A 16,063-nucleotide genomic window follows, 5' to 3' on the forward strand; every position below is an offset into this window, starting at 1 on the left:
CGGATTTTCGATTCTCCGCTCGGTCCAGGCCCTCGCGGCTTGCCGGCTTGTCGGCTGTTGAGCTTTCGAGTTTTGCTTTTCGCTCGCTTGCGGTCTTCCGCCTTCTGCTTCTGCAGCGTCCGCGTCGCTTCGGTTTCCTCGCGCCCGGCGTGGCTTGCGCCCGGCTTCGCGATTGCCGTCGTCGCCCGCTAACATCGGGCGCCCTCCACGCCACTGCCGGCCCATGGCTTTCGACGCCTTTGCCCTGATCCTGGCGATGCTTGCGCTGGGCATGCTCTTCGCCCGCCTGCGGGTCATGCCTGCCAACGCCGCCGAGGTGCTCAACCTCGTGGTGCTCTATGTGTGCCTGCCGGCTGCGGTGCTGGTGCATGTTCCCAAACTCGTCTTCGACGCTGCCCTGCTGGGGCTGGCAGCGACGCCATGGCTGCTCGCGATCGCAACGCTCGCGCTGGTGCTGCCGCTGGCGCGATGGCTCCGGTTCGGCCGCGACGAGACCGCCGTGGTGGTGCTGTGCGTGGCGCTGTGCAACAGCAGCTTCATCGGCTATCCGATGGTGGCCGCGCTGCTTGGGCAGGACGCGGTCGCCTACGCGGTCGTCTACGACCAGTTCGGCACCTTCGTGTTGCTGTCGACGTTCGGCCTGACGGTCATCGCCCGCTACAGCGGTGACACACCGCCGGGCTGGCGCGACATCATGCGCCGCATCGTGCGCTTCCCGCCGGTGTGGGCGCTGGCCTTCGGCCTGACCCTGATGCCGGCCGCGCCGCCGGCCTGGATCGCCGCGGCGCTGGAGAATCTCGCCGGTGCGCTGCTGCCGCTGGTGATGCTGGCGGTCGGCCTGTCGATCCAGCTGCGCATGCCCCGCGACGAGATCCGGCCGCTGGCGACGGGCCTGCTGCTGAAACTGCTGGTGATGCCGGCGCTCGCGCTGCCACTGTCACTGATGTTCGGCATGACCGGGACGATGCTGCAGGCGAACGTGCTGGAGTCGGCGATGCCGAGCATGATCACCGCGGCGGCGCTGGCGATCGCCGCCGGCCTCGCGCCGCGGCTCGCCGCCGCGCTCGTCGGCTACGGCATCCTGCTGTCGCTGGTGACGCTGCCGGCGTGGGCATGGCTGCTGGCGCGGATCGCATAAAGTCCGCGGCGCACTTCCGCAGGCGCGCTGACGCGCGCGGCAGGCTTTGACGAGAGGCGCCGTGGCGCGCGAACGCGCTTCCGGCGGAGCCGGCGCGATGCCGGGATCGCGGCTCGCCCGCACAATCACGCGTCGACCCGGGCGCATCGCCGGACACGATGCGTCGCGCCAGCGCCAGCCGCGACTGCACCGGCAACCGCGTTCCGCGCCCGCCGGAACGCGACACAAAAAAAGCCCCGCCGAAGCGGGGCTTTTCCTGTTCCAGACGCTTGCGCGTGGATCAGAAGCGGTACTGCGCCGACACGCCGAACAGGTTGGCGTTGCCGTCGTAGCCACCGGTCACGCGGCTGCCGCCGCTGGTGGTGTCGATCTTCGGATCGCGCGGTTCGATGCGGGTGTAGCCGAAGTTCACATCGAACGCGTCGTTCATCGTCCAGGTCGCACCGAGCGAATAGAAGATGCGGTTCGCGTCGGGCAGGCGCGGGGTGCGGTGCTCGAGGTTGGTCGGGGTTTCGTCGTACGCAACGCCGCCGCGCAGCTTCCAGCTCTCGTTGAGCTTGTACTCGGCGCCGAGGGCGGCGAAGTACGTGTCCCGCCACTCGAAGGGCTCGACCGAATCCGCATCGGGGTTGTCGAACTCGATGCGGACTTCACGCAGCGATTCCCAGCCGGTCTGGGCGTAGGTGGCCGACAGCATCAGCGCGTCGTTGACCTGCCAGGTGGCACCGACGTTGAGGATCGACGGAGTGGTCAGATCGGCGCCGCCGGGACCATCGAGGAACAGGCCCGGCTGGGCCTGGCCCAGCACCGCAGCCACGTTGCCCGGCACGGTCCAGTCGGCGGTGCCGTGCAGTTCGTAATCGATCTCGGAGCGGTAGCTCACGCCGACCGACACCGTGTCGGTCGGACGGAAGTGCGCGCCGACGATCCAGCCGAAGCCGTTGTCCTTGCCCTGGATCTCGGCGAGGCCGTCCGCGCTCTGCGGCAGGAAGCCGGGGACGCGGGCCTGCGCGAGCAGTGCGCCGAAATCCACAGCGCGCGACAGCGTGACGTCGGCGCGCGAAGCGATGACACCGAGGCCGACCGAGAAGCGGTCGCTCAGGTCGATCGCACCCGACAGCGTCAGGTCGATGACCTTCACGTCCGAGGTCTGCGCGGCATAACGGCCCACCCAGTCGGCGTCGTATTCGGTCTTCAGGCCGAACGGCGCGCTGATCATCGCGCCGAGCGCGACGCCGTTGTCGAGCTTGTGCACGACCGACAGTGCCGGCACCGGGGTGACGTCGCCGGCGTTGCCGCCGTTGCTGCCGGTCAGCGGACGGCCGAGCGCATCGCGGCCGCTGCCCTGGAATTCGTAGTTGAGGTCGATGACGGTCAGGTCGGCCTGCACCGTGGTGCCTGCGAACTGGGTCATCACTGCCGGGTTGTTGGTCACGACCGAGCTGTCACCGGTCTTGGCGGCGGTGCCGGCGAAGGCGCTGCCCATCGACTTGACGCTGTTTTCCTTGAGCTGGAAACCGGCGGCATGTGCCTGCCCGGCGAAAGCCAGCGCGCCGGCGATGCCGAACGCCAGTGCGGTGGTGTGCATGAAGCGGGGGGTGGTAGCCATGTGTCTCGTTCTCTCCCAAACAGGTTGTTGTCGTGTGCTTCGCCCAGCGCGGACGGGGCCCCCTCCGTCAACGCCACCCTGTCGGAATTCCCCTCCCGAACCGCGTCGCGGGCGCACTATACCGTACTGTCCCGTGCGGACGTCTTGCTGCATTGCGGCATCGTCCATGCCCTCTACCGGCGCGCTTTACCGGCGGCTGCGTGGACCCCGACAATGGCCGCAGATGTTCGTTTCGATCCCCAACCGTCGCGCCCGCACGCCGCTCCGCTGGGCGGTGCCGATGCTGTGCGCGCTGCTGTGGCTGGCGTTCCTGTGGGCGAGTACGCGTTCAGCCAACGAGCACTACACGCTGCTGCTCGACTGGGGTGCGCTGTACGGCGGTCCGGTCGGGACCGACGGGCTGCTGGCGAACTGGGTGGAGCCCGGACCCTGGCTGAGACTGGTGACCGCGTTGTTCCTGCACGCGGACTGGACCCACCTGCTCGGCAATCTGGTGTTCCTGCTGATCTTCGGCCTTCCCGCCGAACGGCTGATGGGCGCGTGGCGGTTGCTGGTGCTGTTCGTTGTCGGGGGCGCGCTGGCGAACCTGTCGGCGGTGCTGGCGATCGGCACGCCCGACCGCCTGATCATCGGCGCGAGCGGCGCGGTCTCGGCGCTGATCGGCGCCTACCTCGCGCTGTTTCCACGCGCGCGCCTGGGCGTGGTAGTGCCACTGGGACTGTTCCTGGAATTCGTACGCGCGCCGGCCTCGCTGCTGATCGGGCTGTGGGCGGGCCTGCAGGTGATCTTCGCCTACATCGGCCCGGCCTTCGGCGCCGTCGCCTGGACCGCGCATCTGGCCGGACTGCTGTTCGGCGTGGTGTTCGCGCTGGTCTCGCGCCGCGCGATCGGGCAGCGGCTGCGCCGGCTCAAGGGTTACTGAGCGCGCGTTCTATAATTGCCGCATGACAGGCAAGCCGCTCTACAAGATCACCTTCCTCAACCACGGCAAGGTCTACGAACTCTACGCACGTCACGTCGAGAGCGGCCGACTGTGGGGGTTCGTCGAAGTCTCCGAGCTGGTGTTCGACGTGCACGAGGGCCTCGTGGTCGATCCGACCGAAGAACGCCTGCAGGCCGAGTTCGGCGAGACACGGACGCTGCACCTGCCGATGCAGAGCGTGCTGCGCGTGGAGGAAGTGGAGAAGAAGCGGCAATCCGCGATCCGCGACGCTGCCTCCGGCGAGGCCGTGATCACGCCGTTTCCGATGCCGACACGGCCGCGCTGATCTCTCCGCGACCGACCAGGCACGCATCCATCGCACTCCGGTTGCGATACTCACCTCCGCACACCCGTACCCGCGTGCACCGCGCAAGGCAACGATGACGACTCCCCAGACACTGCTCGACACCCACGGCCCACGCGAATCGATGGAGTACGACGTCGTCGTCGTGGGCGCCGGACCCGGCGGCCTGGCGACCGCCATCCGCCTGAAACAGCTGGCCGCCGAGGCCGGCCGCGAAGTCTCGGTCTGCGTGCTGGAGAAAGGCTCCGAGCCGGGGGCGCACATCCTCTCGGGCGCGATCATCGACCCGCGTGCGCTGAGCGAACTGATCCCCGACTGGAAGGAGAAGGGTGCGCCCCTCAAGCAGGCGGTCACCCGCGACGAATTCCTGTTCCTCGACGAGACCGGGGCGAAGTCCACGCCGGATTTCTTCCTGCCCGACTGCTTCAAGAACCACGGCAACTACATCATCAGCCTCGGCGCGCTGACGCGCTGGCTGGCCGCGCAGGCCGAAGCCCTCGGTGTCGAGATCTTCCCCGGCTTCGCTGCTGCCGAAGTGCTCTACACCGATGCGGGCGTGGTGCGCGGCGTCGCCACCGGCAACCTCGGGATCGGCAAGGACGGCCAACCGACCGCCGAGTTCCAGCTGGGCATGGAACTGCTGGCCAGGTACACGATCTTCGCCGAAGGCTCGCGCGGCCAGCTGGGCCGCGAACTGATCGCGAAGTTCGCACTCGACGAGGGTCGTGACCCGCAGAGCTACGGCATCGGCATCAAGGAGCTGTGGCAGGTCGATCCGGCGAAACACGAACCCGGTCTTGTCGTGCACACCGCCGGCTGGCCGCTCACCGACGATACCTACGGCGGCTCGTTCGTCTACCACGCCGAGGACGGCAAGGTCGCGATCGGTCTCGTCGTCGGGCTCGACTACAGGAACCCGTGGCTGAGCCCGTTCGAGGAGTTCCAGCGCTTCAAGACCCACCCGGCGATCCGCAAGTATCTCGAAGGCGGCAAGCGCATCGGCTATGGCGCGCGCTCGATCACGGCCGGCGGGCTGCTGTCGATTCCCAAGCTGGTCTTCCCCGGCGGTGCCTTCGTCGGCTGCGAGGCCGGCACGCTCAACGCCAGCCGCATCAAGGGCAGCCACGCCGCGATCAAGACCGGCATGCTCGCGGCCGAGGCCGCGTTCGCCGCGCTGGGCGAGGGCCGCAGCGCCGACGAACTGTCCGCGTATCCGGCGGCCTTCGAGGCCAGCTGGCTGCATGCCGAACTGGCGCAGGCCAAGAATTTCAAGCAGTGGTTCAAGAAGGGCCGCACGACGGCGACGCTGATGACCGGCGTCGAGCAGTGGCTGCTGCCCAGGCTCGGCATGCGCGTGCCGCCGTGGACGATCCACCGCGACCGCCCCGACCACGCGTGCCTGGAACCGGCCGCCCAGCACACGAAGATCGACTACCCCAAGCCCGACGGGGTGCTGACCTTCGATCGCCTGAGTTCGGTGTACCTCTCGAGCACCAACCACGACGAGGACCAGCCGCCGCACCTGACGCTCAAGGATCCCTCGGTGCCGGTCGACGTGAACCTGGCGATCTATGCCGGACCCGAGGCGCGTTACTGCCCGGCCGCGGTCTACGAATATCTCGACGGCCCGGACGGCCCGTTCCTGCGGATCAATGCGCAGAACTGCGTGCACTGCAAGACCTGCGACATCAAGGATCCCACCCAGAACATCGTCTGGGTGGCGCCGCAGGGCGGGGGCGGCCCCAACTACGCGGGCATGTGAGTCCGGCCGTACCGGCGCCGCGCGCACGGTGCGCCGGCAACCGCCGAGCGGGCGCAGGGGGTCGCCCCGCGCCCGCGTCTGCCGTGTGCGATGGCCCGGATGACGCGCGATCCGCGAAGCGGGCGCACGTCGCTGCAGGCGCATCGGCAGCGCGCCTGGCGCCCGTGCCCGCGTCCGGCGCGAACGCAGCATTCTTGAAACCCTGCCCGTATACTCGGGCGCAGCTGTGGCCGAGGGCCATGCCGCCAAGGGTGTTTCGTGCGTAATTACGATCTCGAATTCCTCAAGCGCTTTTCGATGGTCCTGCTGTTCCTGACCGTCGTGACGCTGGGTCTGATCATCGGAGCCTGGTTCCTGCACAACTCCCTGCCTGCGGAAGTTCCGCCAGGCGCGGCCAAGCGGACCGAAGCGCGCATCGCGCCAGTCGGTGCGGTCTATGCCGGCGCAACCGGCGCCGCCTCGCAGGCGGCCGCCACCGCCGCGGCTGCCGCGGCTGCCGCAGCGCAAGTGGCCTATGGCGGCACGCTCGACGGTTCGGTCATCTACCAGAACCTGTGCGCGGGCTGCCACACCTCCGGCGCCGGTGGCGCGCCGACGCTCGACCACCAGCACTGGGACAGCCGCCTGGCCCAGGGCACCGAAACGCTCTACCGCCACTCGATCGAAGGGTTCACCGGCGAGGCGGGCGTCATGCCGGCTCGCGGCGGCAACCCGGCGCTCAACGACGAGCAGATGCACGCCGTCGTCGACTGGATGATCGAGAACATCAAGTAAGCCGGCCGGGTCCCGTACCCGCCACACGCCGCCCCCGGGCGGCGTTTTCGCATCCGGCCTTCCACGGCCGCTGGAGTTCCCCGCCGATGATCCGCCCCGCCACCGCGCTGCTCGCCTGCGCCCTGCTCGTCGCCTGCCGCACCGGCGCGCCGGGCGCCGATTCCGCGCTGCCGATCGGCAGCCTGGCGATGGCGCCGCAGGATGCGCCGGTGACCGTCCAGGGCCGGGTCACCGCACGCTTCGACGCACTCGGCGGCTGGTTCGTGCAGGACGCCGGCGACGGCGATCCGGCGACGCCCGACGCGGTGTTCGTGCAGGGCCCCGCCGGGGACGCGTTTCCCGAGGTCGGCGCGCACGTGCGCGTGACCGGCCAGCGCGAAGGCACGACGGCGCTGCGCGCGCAGCAGGTGACCGTGCTGCCGACGCCGGCGCCCGCGATCGCGCCGCTGCGCCTGGACGCCCCGCCCGCCGACTGGTCCGCGCTGAGCGGTACCTGGGTCCGGATCGACGCGCCATTGACGCTGACCGGCCAGCACGAGCGCGACCGCCGCGGCACGCTGGCCGCGAGCTTCGATGGCCGCCTGTTCACGCCGACCGAGCGTGCGCGGCCCGGGACCGAGGCCGCGTCCGTCGCCGCCGCCAACGCCAGCCGTCGGGTGCTGCTCGACGACGGCCGCGAAGACGCACCGCCCGACGGCCGGCTCTGGTATCTGCCCGAGACCGCGCAGGCACTGCGCACCGGCAGCGTGCTGACCGGCGTCGAAGGCATCGTCGACCATCGCCATGGCGCCTGGCGTCTCCAGCTGACCGCACCGCTGCAGCCGCAGCCCGCGTCGCGGCCGCCGGCGCCGGTGGTCGACGGCGATGTCCGGATCGCCGCCTTCAATCTGGAAAACCTGTTCAACGGCGATGGCCGCGGCGGCGGCTTCCCCACCCCGCGCGGCGCGCGCTCGCCCGAAGCGCTGGCCCGGCAGCTCAAGGGACTGGTGGCGACGATCGCCGCGCTGGATGCCGACATTGCCGCGCTGATGGAACTCGAGAACGACGGCTTCGACGCGCATTCGAGCATCGCCCAGCTGGTCGATGCGCTCAACGCCGAAGGACCGGCGCGCGACTGGCGCTTCGTCGATGCCGGTGAAGGCCCCGGCAGCGATGCGATCCGGGTCGGGCTCATCTATCGCCAGAGCCGGGTGCGACCGCAGCGCGCGCCAGCCACGCTCGGCGGCGGCCCGTTCGAGACGCTGAGCCGGGCGCCACTGGCGCAGGCCTTCGTGCCGCTCCGCGACGGCCGCGTGGACGGCCCCGACTTCACCGTGGTCGCCGTGCATTTCAAATCCAAGGGGTGCGGCAACGCCGACGGCGCCGACCGCGACCAGGGCGACGGCCAGGCGTGCTGGAACGCGGCCCGGGTCGACTCCGCGCGGCGTCTGCGCGACTGGCTCGCCGGCGCGCCGACCGGCACCGGCGACCGCGTCGCGATCGTGGGTGACTTCAATGCCTACGGCATGGAAGATCCGGTACGCGTGTTCACCGACTCCGGCTGGCGCGACCCGTTCGCGGGTCGCGATGGCGATGCGCATTACAGCTTCGTGTTCGACGGCCAGGCCGGACGCCTCGACCATCTGCTGCTGGGCCCGTCGCTGGCGGCGCGCGTCGCCGGGGCCGCCAAGTGGCACAGCAACGCCGACGAACCCGACGACATGCGCGACCGGGAAGCGGCCGGCCCCTGGCGCAGTTCCGACCACGACCCGCTGGTGGTGGGGCTGCGACTGCGCGGGCGCTGAGCCTCGGATCTTCCGCCCGTGGCAGGTCGGCCGATGATCCGACGGCGCGGCAAGTCGGTGACGGGCAGAACGCACGGTTTCCCCCTCGCGGCTGATCCGGGGCGCGCGCGGCATTCGCCCGCATCCGCCCTGCCTGCACCCCGGGAAGGCGCCGCTTCGGTGGGCGAAGGCCGCTGCCGGCCACTGCCCCGTCGCGGCGGCCCCGGTATCATCGCCGCATGATGTCCCCCACATTCCCCACGACTTCCGGCCCCATCGTGTTGCCCGGTCCCGTCGGCGACCTCGAGGCGATCATCGATCTGCCCGACGCCGACGTCACCGCACTGCCGCTGGTCGCCGTGATCTGTCACCCGCTGCCCACCGAGGGCGGCACGATGCACAACAAGGTCGTCACGATGGTCGCGCGGTCGCTGCGCGAACTCGGCGCGACCACAGTGCGCTTCAACTTCCGTGGTACCGGCGCCTCCTCCGGCAGCTTCGACCGCGGCGATGGCGAAACCGACGATCTCGCCGCAGTCGTCGACTGGGTGCGCCGCGAGCGTCCCGGTCATGCGCTGTGGCTGGCCGGCTTCAGTTTCGGCGCCTATGTGACCCTGCGCGCCAGCGATGCCCTGCAGCCCGACCTGCTGATCTCGATCGCGCCGCCGGCCGGTCGCTGGGATTTCGATTCCATCGTGCTGCCGCAGTGCCCGTGGCTGGTGATCCAGGGCGATGCCGACGAGATCGTCGACCCCGAAGCCGTCTACCAGTGGCTCGAGGATCGCGGGGCGCAGGCCGAGGTGGTGCGCATGCCGGACACCAGCCACTTCTTCCATCGCAAGCTGATCGACCTGCGCGGGGCGGTGAAACACGGCGTGCGCGCCTACCTGCCGCGGGCCGCGGCTTGATGCGGCGCGGGTCCACGGCCGCGGCGCGCAGCGCGACCGCGGCGATGCCGGCATGAGCGCGGCGCCGTCGCCGAGCGAGCGCTACGCGGCCGGTGTCGCACGTGGCGACTGGCAGGCCGATCCCGCGCAACAACCGGCGCTGGTCGAACTCGACCGCCTGCATGCCGCGCTGATCGAGGCGCCCGCGCGACGTGGCCTGCTCGGCCGCCTGCTGGGTGCGCAGACGCCGCAGGCGCCTGCCGGCCTGTACCTGTGGGGCGGCGTGGGGCGCGGCAAGACCTTCATGATCGACCTGTTCCACGACGGCCTGCCCCTCGAGGTCCTGCGCACGCACGGCAGCTCCAGCGCGTCGCAGCCCCCCATCGGCGCGAGCGGGCCTTCGCAGGATGACGCCGCATCCACGGCGCCTGGCGCCCCCGTTCCCGGCGATGCGCGGCGCGCACTTCCGTCACGGTCTGTCGGGGAAGGCCACGAACCGCTGGACGCTCCCGGCGGCGCGCCGACGCGTCATCGCGATCTCCGCCACGCCCCTGCCGATCCGAAACTCGGCCGCAAGCGACGCACGCATTTCCACCGTTTCATGCGCGAAGTCCACGACGCGCTGCGCAGCCATGCCGGCGAGCGCGATCCGCTGGCGGCGATCGTGCGCGGCTGGCGCGACGCGGGCTTGCGCGTACTGGTGCTCGACGAGTTCTTCGTCAGCGACATCGGCGATGCGATGCTGCTCGCGCGCCTGCTCGACCGGATGTTCGCCGACGGCATCGTGCTGGTGACCAGCTCCAACGTCGATCCGAAGGATCTGTACAAGGATGGCCTGCAGCGCGTGCGCTTCCTGCCGGCGATCGACCTGCTGCAGCGCCACACCCACGTGGTGTACCTGCAGAGTGATACCGACTACCGCATGCGCGCACTGACCCGCTCGCCGGTCTACCGCACCCCGCTCGATGCGGACGCCGAGGCCTGGCTCGACACGCGCTGGCACGAGCTCGGCGGTGACGACGAGCACCGCGATGCAGGCGTCGAGATCGATGGCCGCCGCATCTGCGTGCGTGCCCGCTCGCCGGGCATGGCCTGGTTCGATTTCGATGCCCTGTGCGAAGGCCCGCGCGGCGCCAGCGACTACATCCAGATCGCCACCGAATTCCATACCGTGCTGCTCGGCGGCATCCCGCGCATGGACGCCAGCCGCGACGACGCTGCGCGCCGCTTCGTCACCCTGATCGACGAGCTCTACGACCGCAACGTCAACCTGGTCTGCACCGCCGATGCCGAGCCGCCACAGCTGTATTCCGGCGAGCGGCTGGCCGGCGCGTTCGAGCGCACCGCCTCGCGTCTGATCGAGATGCGCAGCGCCGAGTACCTGCAGCGCGAACATCGGGCCTGAGCGCCTGCGGCGCGAGCGGGCCCGGCCAACCCCATCACACCGATCGCGGGCCGGGCTGCGCCCGCCGCGACGCCATCCGCGCAGCGCTGCGCACTGCGTGCGCTGGCGGAACGTGACACCCGCGAGACCCGGCGACGCTGGCCGCGGGCAACCGCTGCGCAGGCTTGATGCGGGCGCGAACCCCGCGTCGCTACGATCCACCGGAGCTCGCCTGGGACGTCCGCCATGGCCATTTTCAGGAAATCCTCGCCTTGCCGCGGATCCGGCCGTCGCGATCCGCGGGCAGCCGGGCACGCTGCACCGCGCCCGCGGGCGCACGCCGGCCTGGCGCGCCCAGCCGGCGACGCGACCGCCAAGGCCTTAGATGCGACACCGACCCCGGGCCCCGCCTCCGTGCCGGCCGGCACCGGGGCCGCAGCATGAGCAGCCCGTTCGACCCGCGCAGCCATGCCGACGTGCTGGCCCTGGTGCGCGCGTATCCGCTGGCCTGGGTGATTGGCCATGGCGGCGCGATGGAGCCGCTCGATGCGACGCCGCTGCCCTTGCTGCCGGAGCTCGACGACGGTGGCCGCATCGTATCCTTCCTCGGCCACTTCGCCCGGGCCAATCCGCAGGTGGACGCGCTGCGGGCCGACCCGCGTGCACTGCTGCTGTTCAACGGGCCCGATGGCTACATCCCGCCGCGCCTGGTCAGCAATCCCAGATGGGGGCCGACCTGGAACTACGCCGTCGCACGTTTTGCGGTCCGCATCGAATTCGTGCCCGACGAGAACGCCCATGCGCTCAAAACGCTGGCGGCGACGCTCGAGGCGGGCAATCCCGAGCCCTGGACGCCCGAGCGGATGGGCCCGGACTATCCCCGCAAGCGCCAGCACATCATCGCCTTCCACGCGCACGTCGAGCAGGCGCGGGCGACCTTCAAGCTGGGCCAGGACGAACAGCCGCGGACCTTCCACGAGATCGTCGCCGGCATGGACGACCCGGCGCTGCGCGCGTGGATGGTCGCGCAGCGCGACTGACCACGCTGGCCGCAGGTGTCCGGCCGGGCCTTCGCCGGGGTGAAATGCGGACCTCCGGGGCTTGCCTGGCGCAGCCCGATCTGCATCGGCAGCGCCTCCGCAGGGGTTGACGAATGACGATCGCCGTCCTGATGGGCCCCGGCGCGCGTTCACTACATTTAGCGTTGACCCCGCCAATGGACCCCACTATCTTGGGCCGCGTCGGTTCCGGGCCCCAAGGGGATTCCGGATGAAAAGGGAAGCCGGTGACGCGTTCGCGCCACTCCGGCACTGCCCCGCAGCGGTAATTGGGAACAACCCCGCCAACAGCACTGGAGCGATCCGGGAAGCGGCGGGCGAGGAGAAGGCCCGCCTTCGCACCCATGAGTCCGAAGACCTGCCGACAGCCGCGTGAAAGCACGACGCGCGGTGCCGGCTGTGGTCGCTCCGAGGGGAGCGGGGTGCGGAGCGGACTGCGATGGCGCGAAGCGTCGGATCGCGGCTCCTGCGACGCCGCCCCACCACCCTTGGATTCGACTGCAGCCGCCGGTTCCGACGCGGGCGGAGCCGGTGGTGCGCGAATGCAATGGACCCAGAGAGAACGCATGACCAGCCAGGACACCATCACGACCGGAACTCCGGCCGCCGCAGACGCCGCACAGACCCCCGCCATGCCCCCCACTTCCGCCGCGCCCGCCGTCGAACCCGACGACACGGTGCCGCCGCCCCCGAGCGCCGCCATGCACACCGCAATTGCCGAAACCGCCGACGTCGATGCCGACGTCTCCACCTGGATCACCAAGGAAGCCGGCAACCGCCGCATTCCGTACGACCGTGCGCGCCTGGAGCGCAGCATCGACCGCACCCATGCCGAGTTCCCGCAGCTCGACATCGCCGACTACAAGCGCAGCGTGTTCGGCTTCGTCGAGCGCAAGGAAGCCGTCAACGCCGACGATCTCACCGACCACCTGATCCGCGAGGCCGAGGCCCGCGTCGATGTCACCGCGCCGGAGTGGGAATTCTTCGCCGCGCGCCTGTACCTGCACCGCCTGTACAAGCGCGCCAGCCGCAACCGCTTCTACGATGCCGAGCAGAAGTACGGCTCGTATGTGGGCCTGCAGGAGTCGCTGGCCGACCGCAACATCTATTCCAACGACATCCTGCGCGCCTATTCCAAGGAAGAGCTGCAGGAAGCCGGTCGCATGATCGACGCCGAACGCGACAAGCTGTTCGCCTACAACGGCCTGTACCTGCTGGCCACGCGCTACCTCGCCACCGACCATTCGCGCGCGGTGTTCGAGCTGCCGCAGGAGCGCTGGCTGACCATCGCCCTGTACCTGATGCAGAACGAGACCCGCGGCGGCCGCGAGCGCCGCATGCAGCTCGTCGGCGAGGCCTACTGGGCGCTGTCGAACCTGTACATGACCGTGGCCACGCCGACGCTGCAGAACGCCGGCAAGGTCGGCGGCCAGCTGTCGTCGTGCTTCATCGACACCGTCGACGATTCGCTGCAGGGCATCTACGACTCCAACACCGATATCGCCCGCGTCTCCAAGGGCGGCGGCGGCGTGGGTGCGTACATGGGCTATGTGCGCTCGAGCGGTTCGGCCATCCGCGGCGTGCCCAATTCCTCGGGCGGCGTGGTGCCGTGGATCAAGCAGCTCAACAACACCGCCGTGTCGGTGGACCAGCTGGGCCAGCGCAAGGGCGCGGTCGCGGTGTACCTGGACGTGTGGCACCGCGACATCGAGAACTTCCTCGACCTGCGGCTCAACAACGGCGACCAGCGCCTGCGCGCGCACGACGTGTTCACCTCGATCTGCATCCCCGATCTCTTCATGGAAGCGGTCGAGCGTCGCGGCGACTGGTACCTGTTCGACCCGCACGAGGTCCACCGCATCAAGGGCTGGTACCTGCAGGATTTCTTCGACGAGAAGAAGGGCGATCCGAACGGCAGCTTCCGCAAGCGCTACGAGGAAGTCGTCAATGACGAGCGCATCTCGCGCAAGACCGTCAAGGCGATCGACATCTTCAAGCGGATCATGGTGTCGCAGCTCGAGACCGGCAATCCCTTCATGTTCTACCGCGACGAAGTGAACCGGAAGAACCCGAACAAGCACGTCGGCCGCGTGTATTCGTCGAATCTCTGCACCGAGATCCTGCAGAACATGAGCCCGACGAAGATGATGCAGGAGATCATCTCCGGCAATCAGATCGTCACCACCAAGCAGGCCGGCGACTTCGTCGTCTGCAACCTGTCGTCGGTGAACCTCGGCCGCGCGGTCGTGCCGCAGGAAGGCCAGGGCGATCTGATCACCGACGTGCTCGAGCGCCTGATCCCGATCCAGGTGCGCATGCTCGACAACGTGATCGATCTCAACCAGCTGCCCGTGCCGCAGGCCACGATCACCAACCAGAAGTACCGCGCGATCGGCCTGGGCACGTTCGGCTGGCACCACCTGCTGGCGCAGAAGGGCATCCACTGGAACGAAAAGGCCGCCGAGGACTTCAGCGATTCGCTCTACGAGCGCATCAACTTCCTCACCGTGCAGGCCAGCATGGAACTCGCCAAGGAAAAGGGCGCCTACCCGGTCTTCCAGGGCAGCGACTGGCACACCGGCGCGTACTTTCGCGACCGCGACTACAACAGCCCGCAGTGGCTGGACCTGGCCGCGCAGGTCGGCGTCAACGGCATGCGCAACGGCTGGCTGATGGCGGTCGCGCCGAACATGTCCACCGCGCAGATCGCCGGCTCCACCGCGTCGATCGATCCGATCTACTCGGCGTTCTATTACGAGGAGAAGAAGGACTACCGTCGCCCGGTCGCAGCGCCCGGCCTATCGCTCGAGACCTGGCCCTACTACGAGAAGGGCGCCTACAAGGTCGACCAGTTCGCGTCGGTGCGCCAGAACGCGCGTCGCCAGCGCCACGTCGACCAGGCGATCAGCTTCAACCTCTACGTGCCCAGCACCATCCGTGCGAGCACGCTGCTGGAGCTGCACATGACCGCATGGCGCGAAGGCATCAAGACCACGTACTACGTGCGATCCAACGACATCGACATCGCCGAATGCGAGTGGTGTTCGAGCTGATCGCAGCGTAGCCCGACGCCCCAGGAACCAAGCCCTTCTCCCTCCGGGGGAAGGTGCCCCGAAGGGGCGGATGAGGGCCGCTTTTCGCGAAGCGCCCCGCCCTCACCCCAACCCCTCTCCCGCGTGCGGGAGAGGGGCTAAAAGACCGAATCACGAGAAGCCGAACATGTCCGCCACGCTCAGTGCCACCCCGCTCGACCGCATCAAGATCCTCGAGCCGCGTCACCCCAACCGCTCCACCGGCATCATCAACGGCCAGACCAGCGGCATCCTCAACTGGAACGACATTCCGTATCCGTCGTTCTACCGCGCCTACAAGGAACTGACGACCAACTTCTGGATTCCGGACGAGGTCGACATGAAGAGCGACGCCAAGCAGTACGGCGAGCTCTCGGCGCGCGAGAAGAATGCCTACGATTCGATCATCGGACTGCTGGCCACGCTGGATTCGCCGCAGACGCGCTTCATCTACAACGTCGCCGAATACATCACCGACCCGGCCGCGCATGCCAACGCCGCGATCATCGGCCAGCAGGAAGTGATCCACAACGAGAGCTACAGCTACGTGCTGGCCTCGATCACCGGCCTCGCCGACCAGAACCGCGTGTTCGAACTCGCGCGCACGCATCCCACGATCATCGCGCGCAACCAGCCGATCATGGAGTCCTACAACGACTTCATGCGCGAAAAATCCGCCGAGACGCTGATCCGCTCGCTCGTGCAGTCGTCGATCCTCGAAGGCATCAACTTCTATTCGGGCTTCGCGTACTTCTACAACCTGGTCCGCCAGAACCGGATGACCGGCACCGGCAAGATCATCAGCTTCATCAACCGCGACGAACTGGCGCACAGCAAGTTCATCAGCGAGCTCATCCGCGCCATCGTCGGCGAGAACCAGTCGCTGCAGGGCGACCAGCTCACCCAGTACGTGCACGACGCGTTCGAACACGCGATCCAGCTCGAGACCCGCTGGACCTCAGAGGTGCTCGACGGGATCGACGGCATCGACGTCGACGAGATGGTCCGCTACGTGAAGTACCGTGCCAACAAGATGGCCGGCATGCTCGGCATCGAGAAGCTGTATTCCGACACCACCGACAACGTGATGCCGTGGATCAAGGCCTACGCCGACAACTTCACCGAGACCAAGACCGACTTCTTCGAGATGCGCAATGCGTCGTACAAGAAGACGAATTCGGATAACGGGTTCGACGATCTCTGAATGGATAACTTGATGCGCGCCTTGAAGATCGCGGCTTCAGCTGGGCTGCTCGTGTGCATCGTTTGGTTCGTAATGGATCCAGGCTTCGAGCCGCTCACGGGCGCCATTGCGGCCCTATTAGGACTTG

Annotated in this window: 11 protein-coding genes, 2 pseudogenes and 1 riboswitch; of the genes and pseudogenes, 12 read left to right on the plus strand and 1 reads right to left on the minus strand. The window is 68.8% G+C overall.

Features of this window, described 5'->3' with window-relative positions:
* The first annotated feature begins 223 nt into the window (after positions 1–223).
* Complete coding sequence (locus tag EGK76_RS09420) at positions 224–1,138, plus strand: AEC family transporter (RefSeq protein WP_096296952.1); 915 nt, start codon at positions 224–226, stop codon at positions 1,136–1,138.
* Positions 1,139–1,418: 280 nt separating this feature from the next.
* On the opposite strand, the gene EGK76_RS09425 is transcribed toward EGK76_RS09420, so the two are convergent.
* On the minus strand, positions 1,419–2,747 hold the full coding sequence (locus EGK76_RS09425) for an outer membrane protein transport protein (protein WP_157745244.1): 1,329 nt from the start codon (positions 2,745–2,747) through the stop codon (positions 1,419–1,421).
* Positions 2,748–2,970: 223 nt separating this feature from the next.
* Between EGK76_RS09425 and EGK76_RS09430 the strand changes: the two genes are divergently transcribed.
* The 11 genes and pseudogenes from EGK76_RS09430 (at position 2,971) to EGK76_RS09475 (ending at position 15,936) form a co-directional block, all read left to right on the plus strand.
* Positions 2,971–3,669 carry a rhomboid family intramembrane serine protease gene (locus EGK76_RS09430; protein WP_096296950.1) on the plus strand — a complete coding sequence of 233 codons (699 nt, stop codon included), beginning with the start codon at positions 2,971–2,973 and terminating at the stop codon, positions 3,667–3,669.
* A 22-nt stretch (positions 3,670–3,691) separates the two neighbouring features.
* Positions 3,692–4,015 carry a DUF1820 family protein gene (locus tag EGK76_RS09435; protein ID WP_096296949.1) on the plus strand — a complete coding sequence of 108 codons (324 nt, stop codon included), beginning with the start codon at positions 3,692–3,694 and terminating at the stop codon, positions 4,013–4,015.
* Positions 4,016–4,109: 94 nt separating this feature from the next.
* Positions 4,110–5,795, plus strand: coding sequence for an electron transfer flavoprotein-ubiquinone oxidoreductase (locus tag EGK76_RS09440; RefSeq protein WP_123832441.1), 1,686 nt, complete (start codon positions 4,110–4,112; stop codon positions 5,793–5,795).
* A gap of 258 nt (positions 5,796–6,053) precedes the next feature.
* Complete coding sequence (locus EGK76_RS09445; protein WP_096296947.1) at positions 6,054–6,569, plus strand: c-type cytochrome; 516 nt, start codon at positions 6,054–6,056, stop codon at positions 6,567–6,569.
* A gap of 86 nt (positions 6,570–6,655) precedes the next feature.
* On the plus strand, positions 6,656–8,353 hold the full coding sequence (locus EGK76_RS09450) for an ExeM/NucH family extracellular endonuclease (RefSeq protein WP_123832442.1): 1,698 nt from the start codon (positions 6,656–6,658) through the stop codon (positions 8,351–8,353).
* 218 nt (positions 8,354–8,571) lie between these two features.
* The gene (locus EGK76_RS09455; protein WP_123832443.1) at positions 8,572–9,240 is read left to right on the plus strand and encodes an alpha/beta fold hydrolase; all 669 of its coding nucleotides are present in this window, start codon (positions 8,572–8,574) and stop codon (positions 9,238–9,240) included.
* A gap of 52 nt (positions 9,241–9,292) precedes the next feature.
* Positions 9,293–9,574: pseudogene (gene zapE / locus EGK76_RS15790) on the plus strand (AFG1/ZapE family ATPase); the annotation flags it as partial.
* A gap of 210 nt (positions 9,575–9,784) precedes the next feature.
* Positions 9,785–10,624: pseudogene (gene zapE, locus EGK76_RS15795) on the plus strand (cell division protein ZapE); the annotation flags it as partial.
* A 419-nt stretch (positions 10,625–11,043) separates the two neighbouring features.
* A complete protein-coding gene (locus tag EGK76_RS09465; protein ID WP_158613478.1) occupies positions 11,044–11,643 on the plus strand; it encodes an FMN-binding negative transcriptional regulator in 600 nt (199 codons plus the stop codon).
* Positions 11,644–11,828: 185 nt separating this feature from the next.
* Positions 11,829–12,042: riboswitch (cobalamin riboswitch) on the plus strand.
* Between the two features lie 251 nt (positions 12,043–12,293).
* Positions 12,294–14,714, plus strand: coding sequence for a ribonucleoside-diphosphate reductase subunit alpha (locus EGK76_RS09470; RefSeq protein WP_233580246.1), 2,421 nt, complete (start codon positions 12,294–12,296; stop codon positions 14,712–14,714).
* Positions 14,715–14,880: 166 nt separating this feature from the next.
* A complete protein-coding gene (locus EGK76_RS09475; protein WP_123832446.1) occupies positions 14,881–15,936 on the plus strand; it encodes a ribonucleotide-diphosphate reductase subunit beta in 1,056 nt (351 codons plus the stop codon).
* Positions 15,937–16,063 lie beyond the last annotated feature (127 nt).

It is taken from the genome of Luteimonas sp. 100069, assembly GCF_003813845.1.
GTDB lineage: Bacteria > Pseudomonadota > Gammaproteobacteria > Xanthomonadales > Xanthomonadaceae > Luteimonas > Luteimonas chenhongjianii.

Coding starts and splice junctions, on each gene's coding strand:
- EGK76_RS09420 (WP_096296952.1), top strand. CDS start 224: ATGGCTTTCGACGCCTTTGCCCTGATCCTGGCGATGCTTGCGCTGGGC.
- EGK76_RS09475 (WP_123832446.1), top strand. CDS start 14,881: ATGTCCGCCACGCTCAGTGCCACCCCGCTCGACCGCATCAAGATCCTC.
- EGK76_RS09470 (WP_233580246.1), top strand. CDS start 12,294: ATGCCCCCCACTTCCGCCGCGCCCGCCGTCGAACCCGACGACACGGTG.
- EGK76_RS09455 (WP_123832443.1), top strand. CDS start 8,572: ATGATGTCCCCCACATTCCCCACGACTTCCGGCCCCATCGTGTTGCCC.
- EGK76_RS09425 (WP_157745244.1), bottom strand. CDS start 2,747: ATGGCTACCACCCCCCGCTTCATGCACACCACCGCACTGGCGTTCGGC.
- EGK76_RS09430 (WP_096296950.1), top strand. CDS start 2,971: ATGTTCGTTTCGATCCCCAACCGTCGCGCCCGCACGCCGCTCCGCTGG.
- EGK76_RS09435 (WP_096296949.1), top strand. CDS start 3,692: ATGACAGGCAAGCCGCTCTACAAGATCACCTTCCTCAACCACGGCAAG.
- EGK76_RS09450 (WP_123832442.1), top strand. CDS start 6,656: ATGATCCGCCCCGCCACCGCGCTGCTCGCCTGCGCCCTGCTCGTCGCC.
- EGK76_RS09440 (WP_123832441.1), top strand. CDS start 4,110: ATGACGACTCCCCAGACACTGCTCGACACCCACGGCCCACGCGAATCG.
- EGK76_RS09465 (WP_158613478.1), top strand. CDS start 11,044: ATGAGCAGCCCGTTCGACCCGCGCAGCCATGCCGACGTGCTGGCCCTG.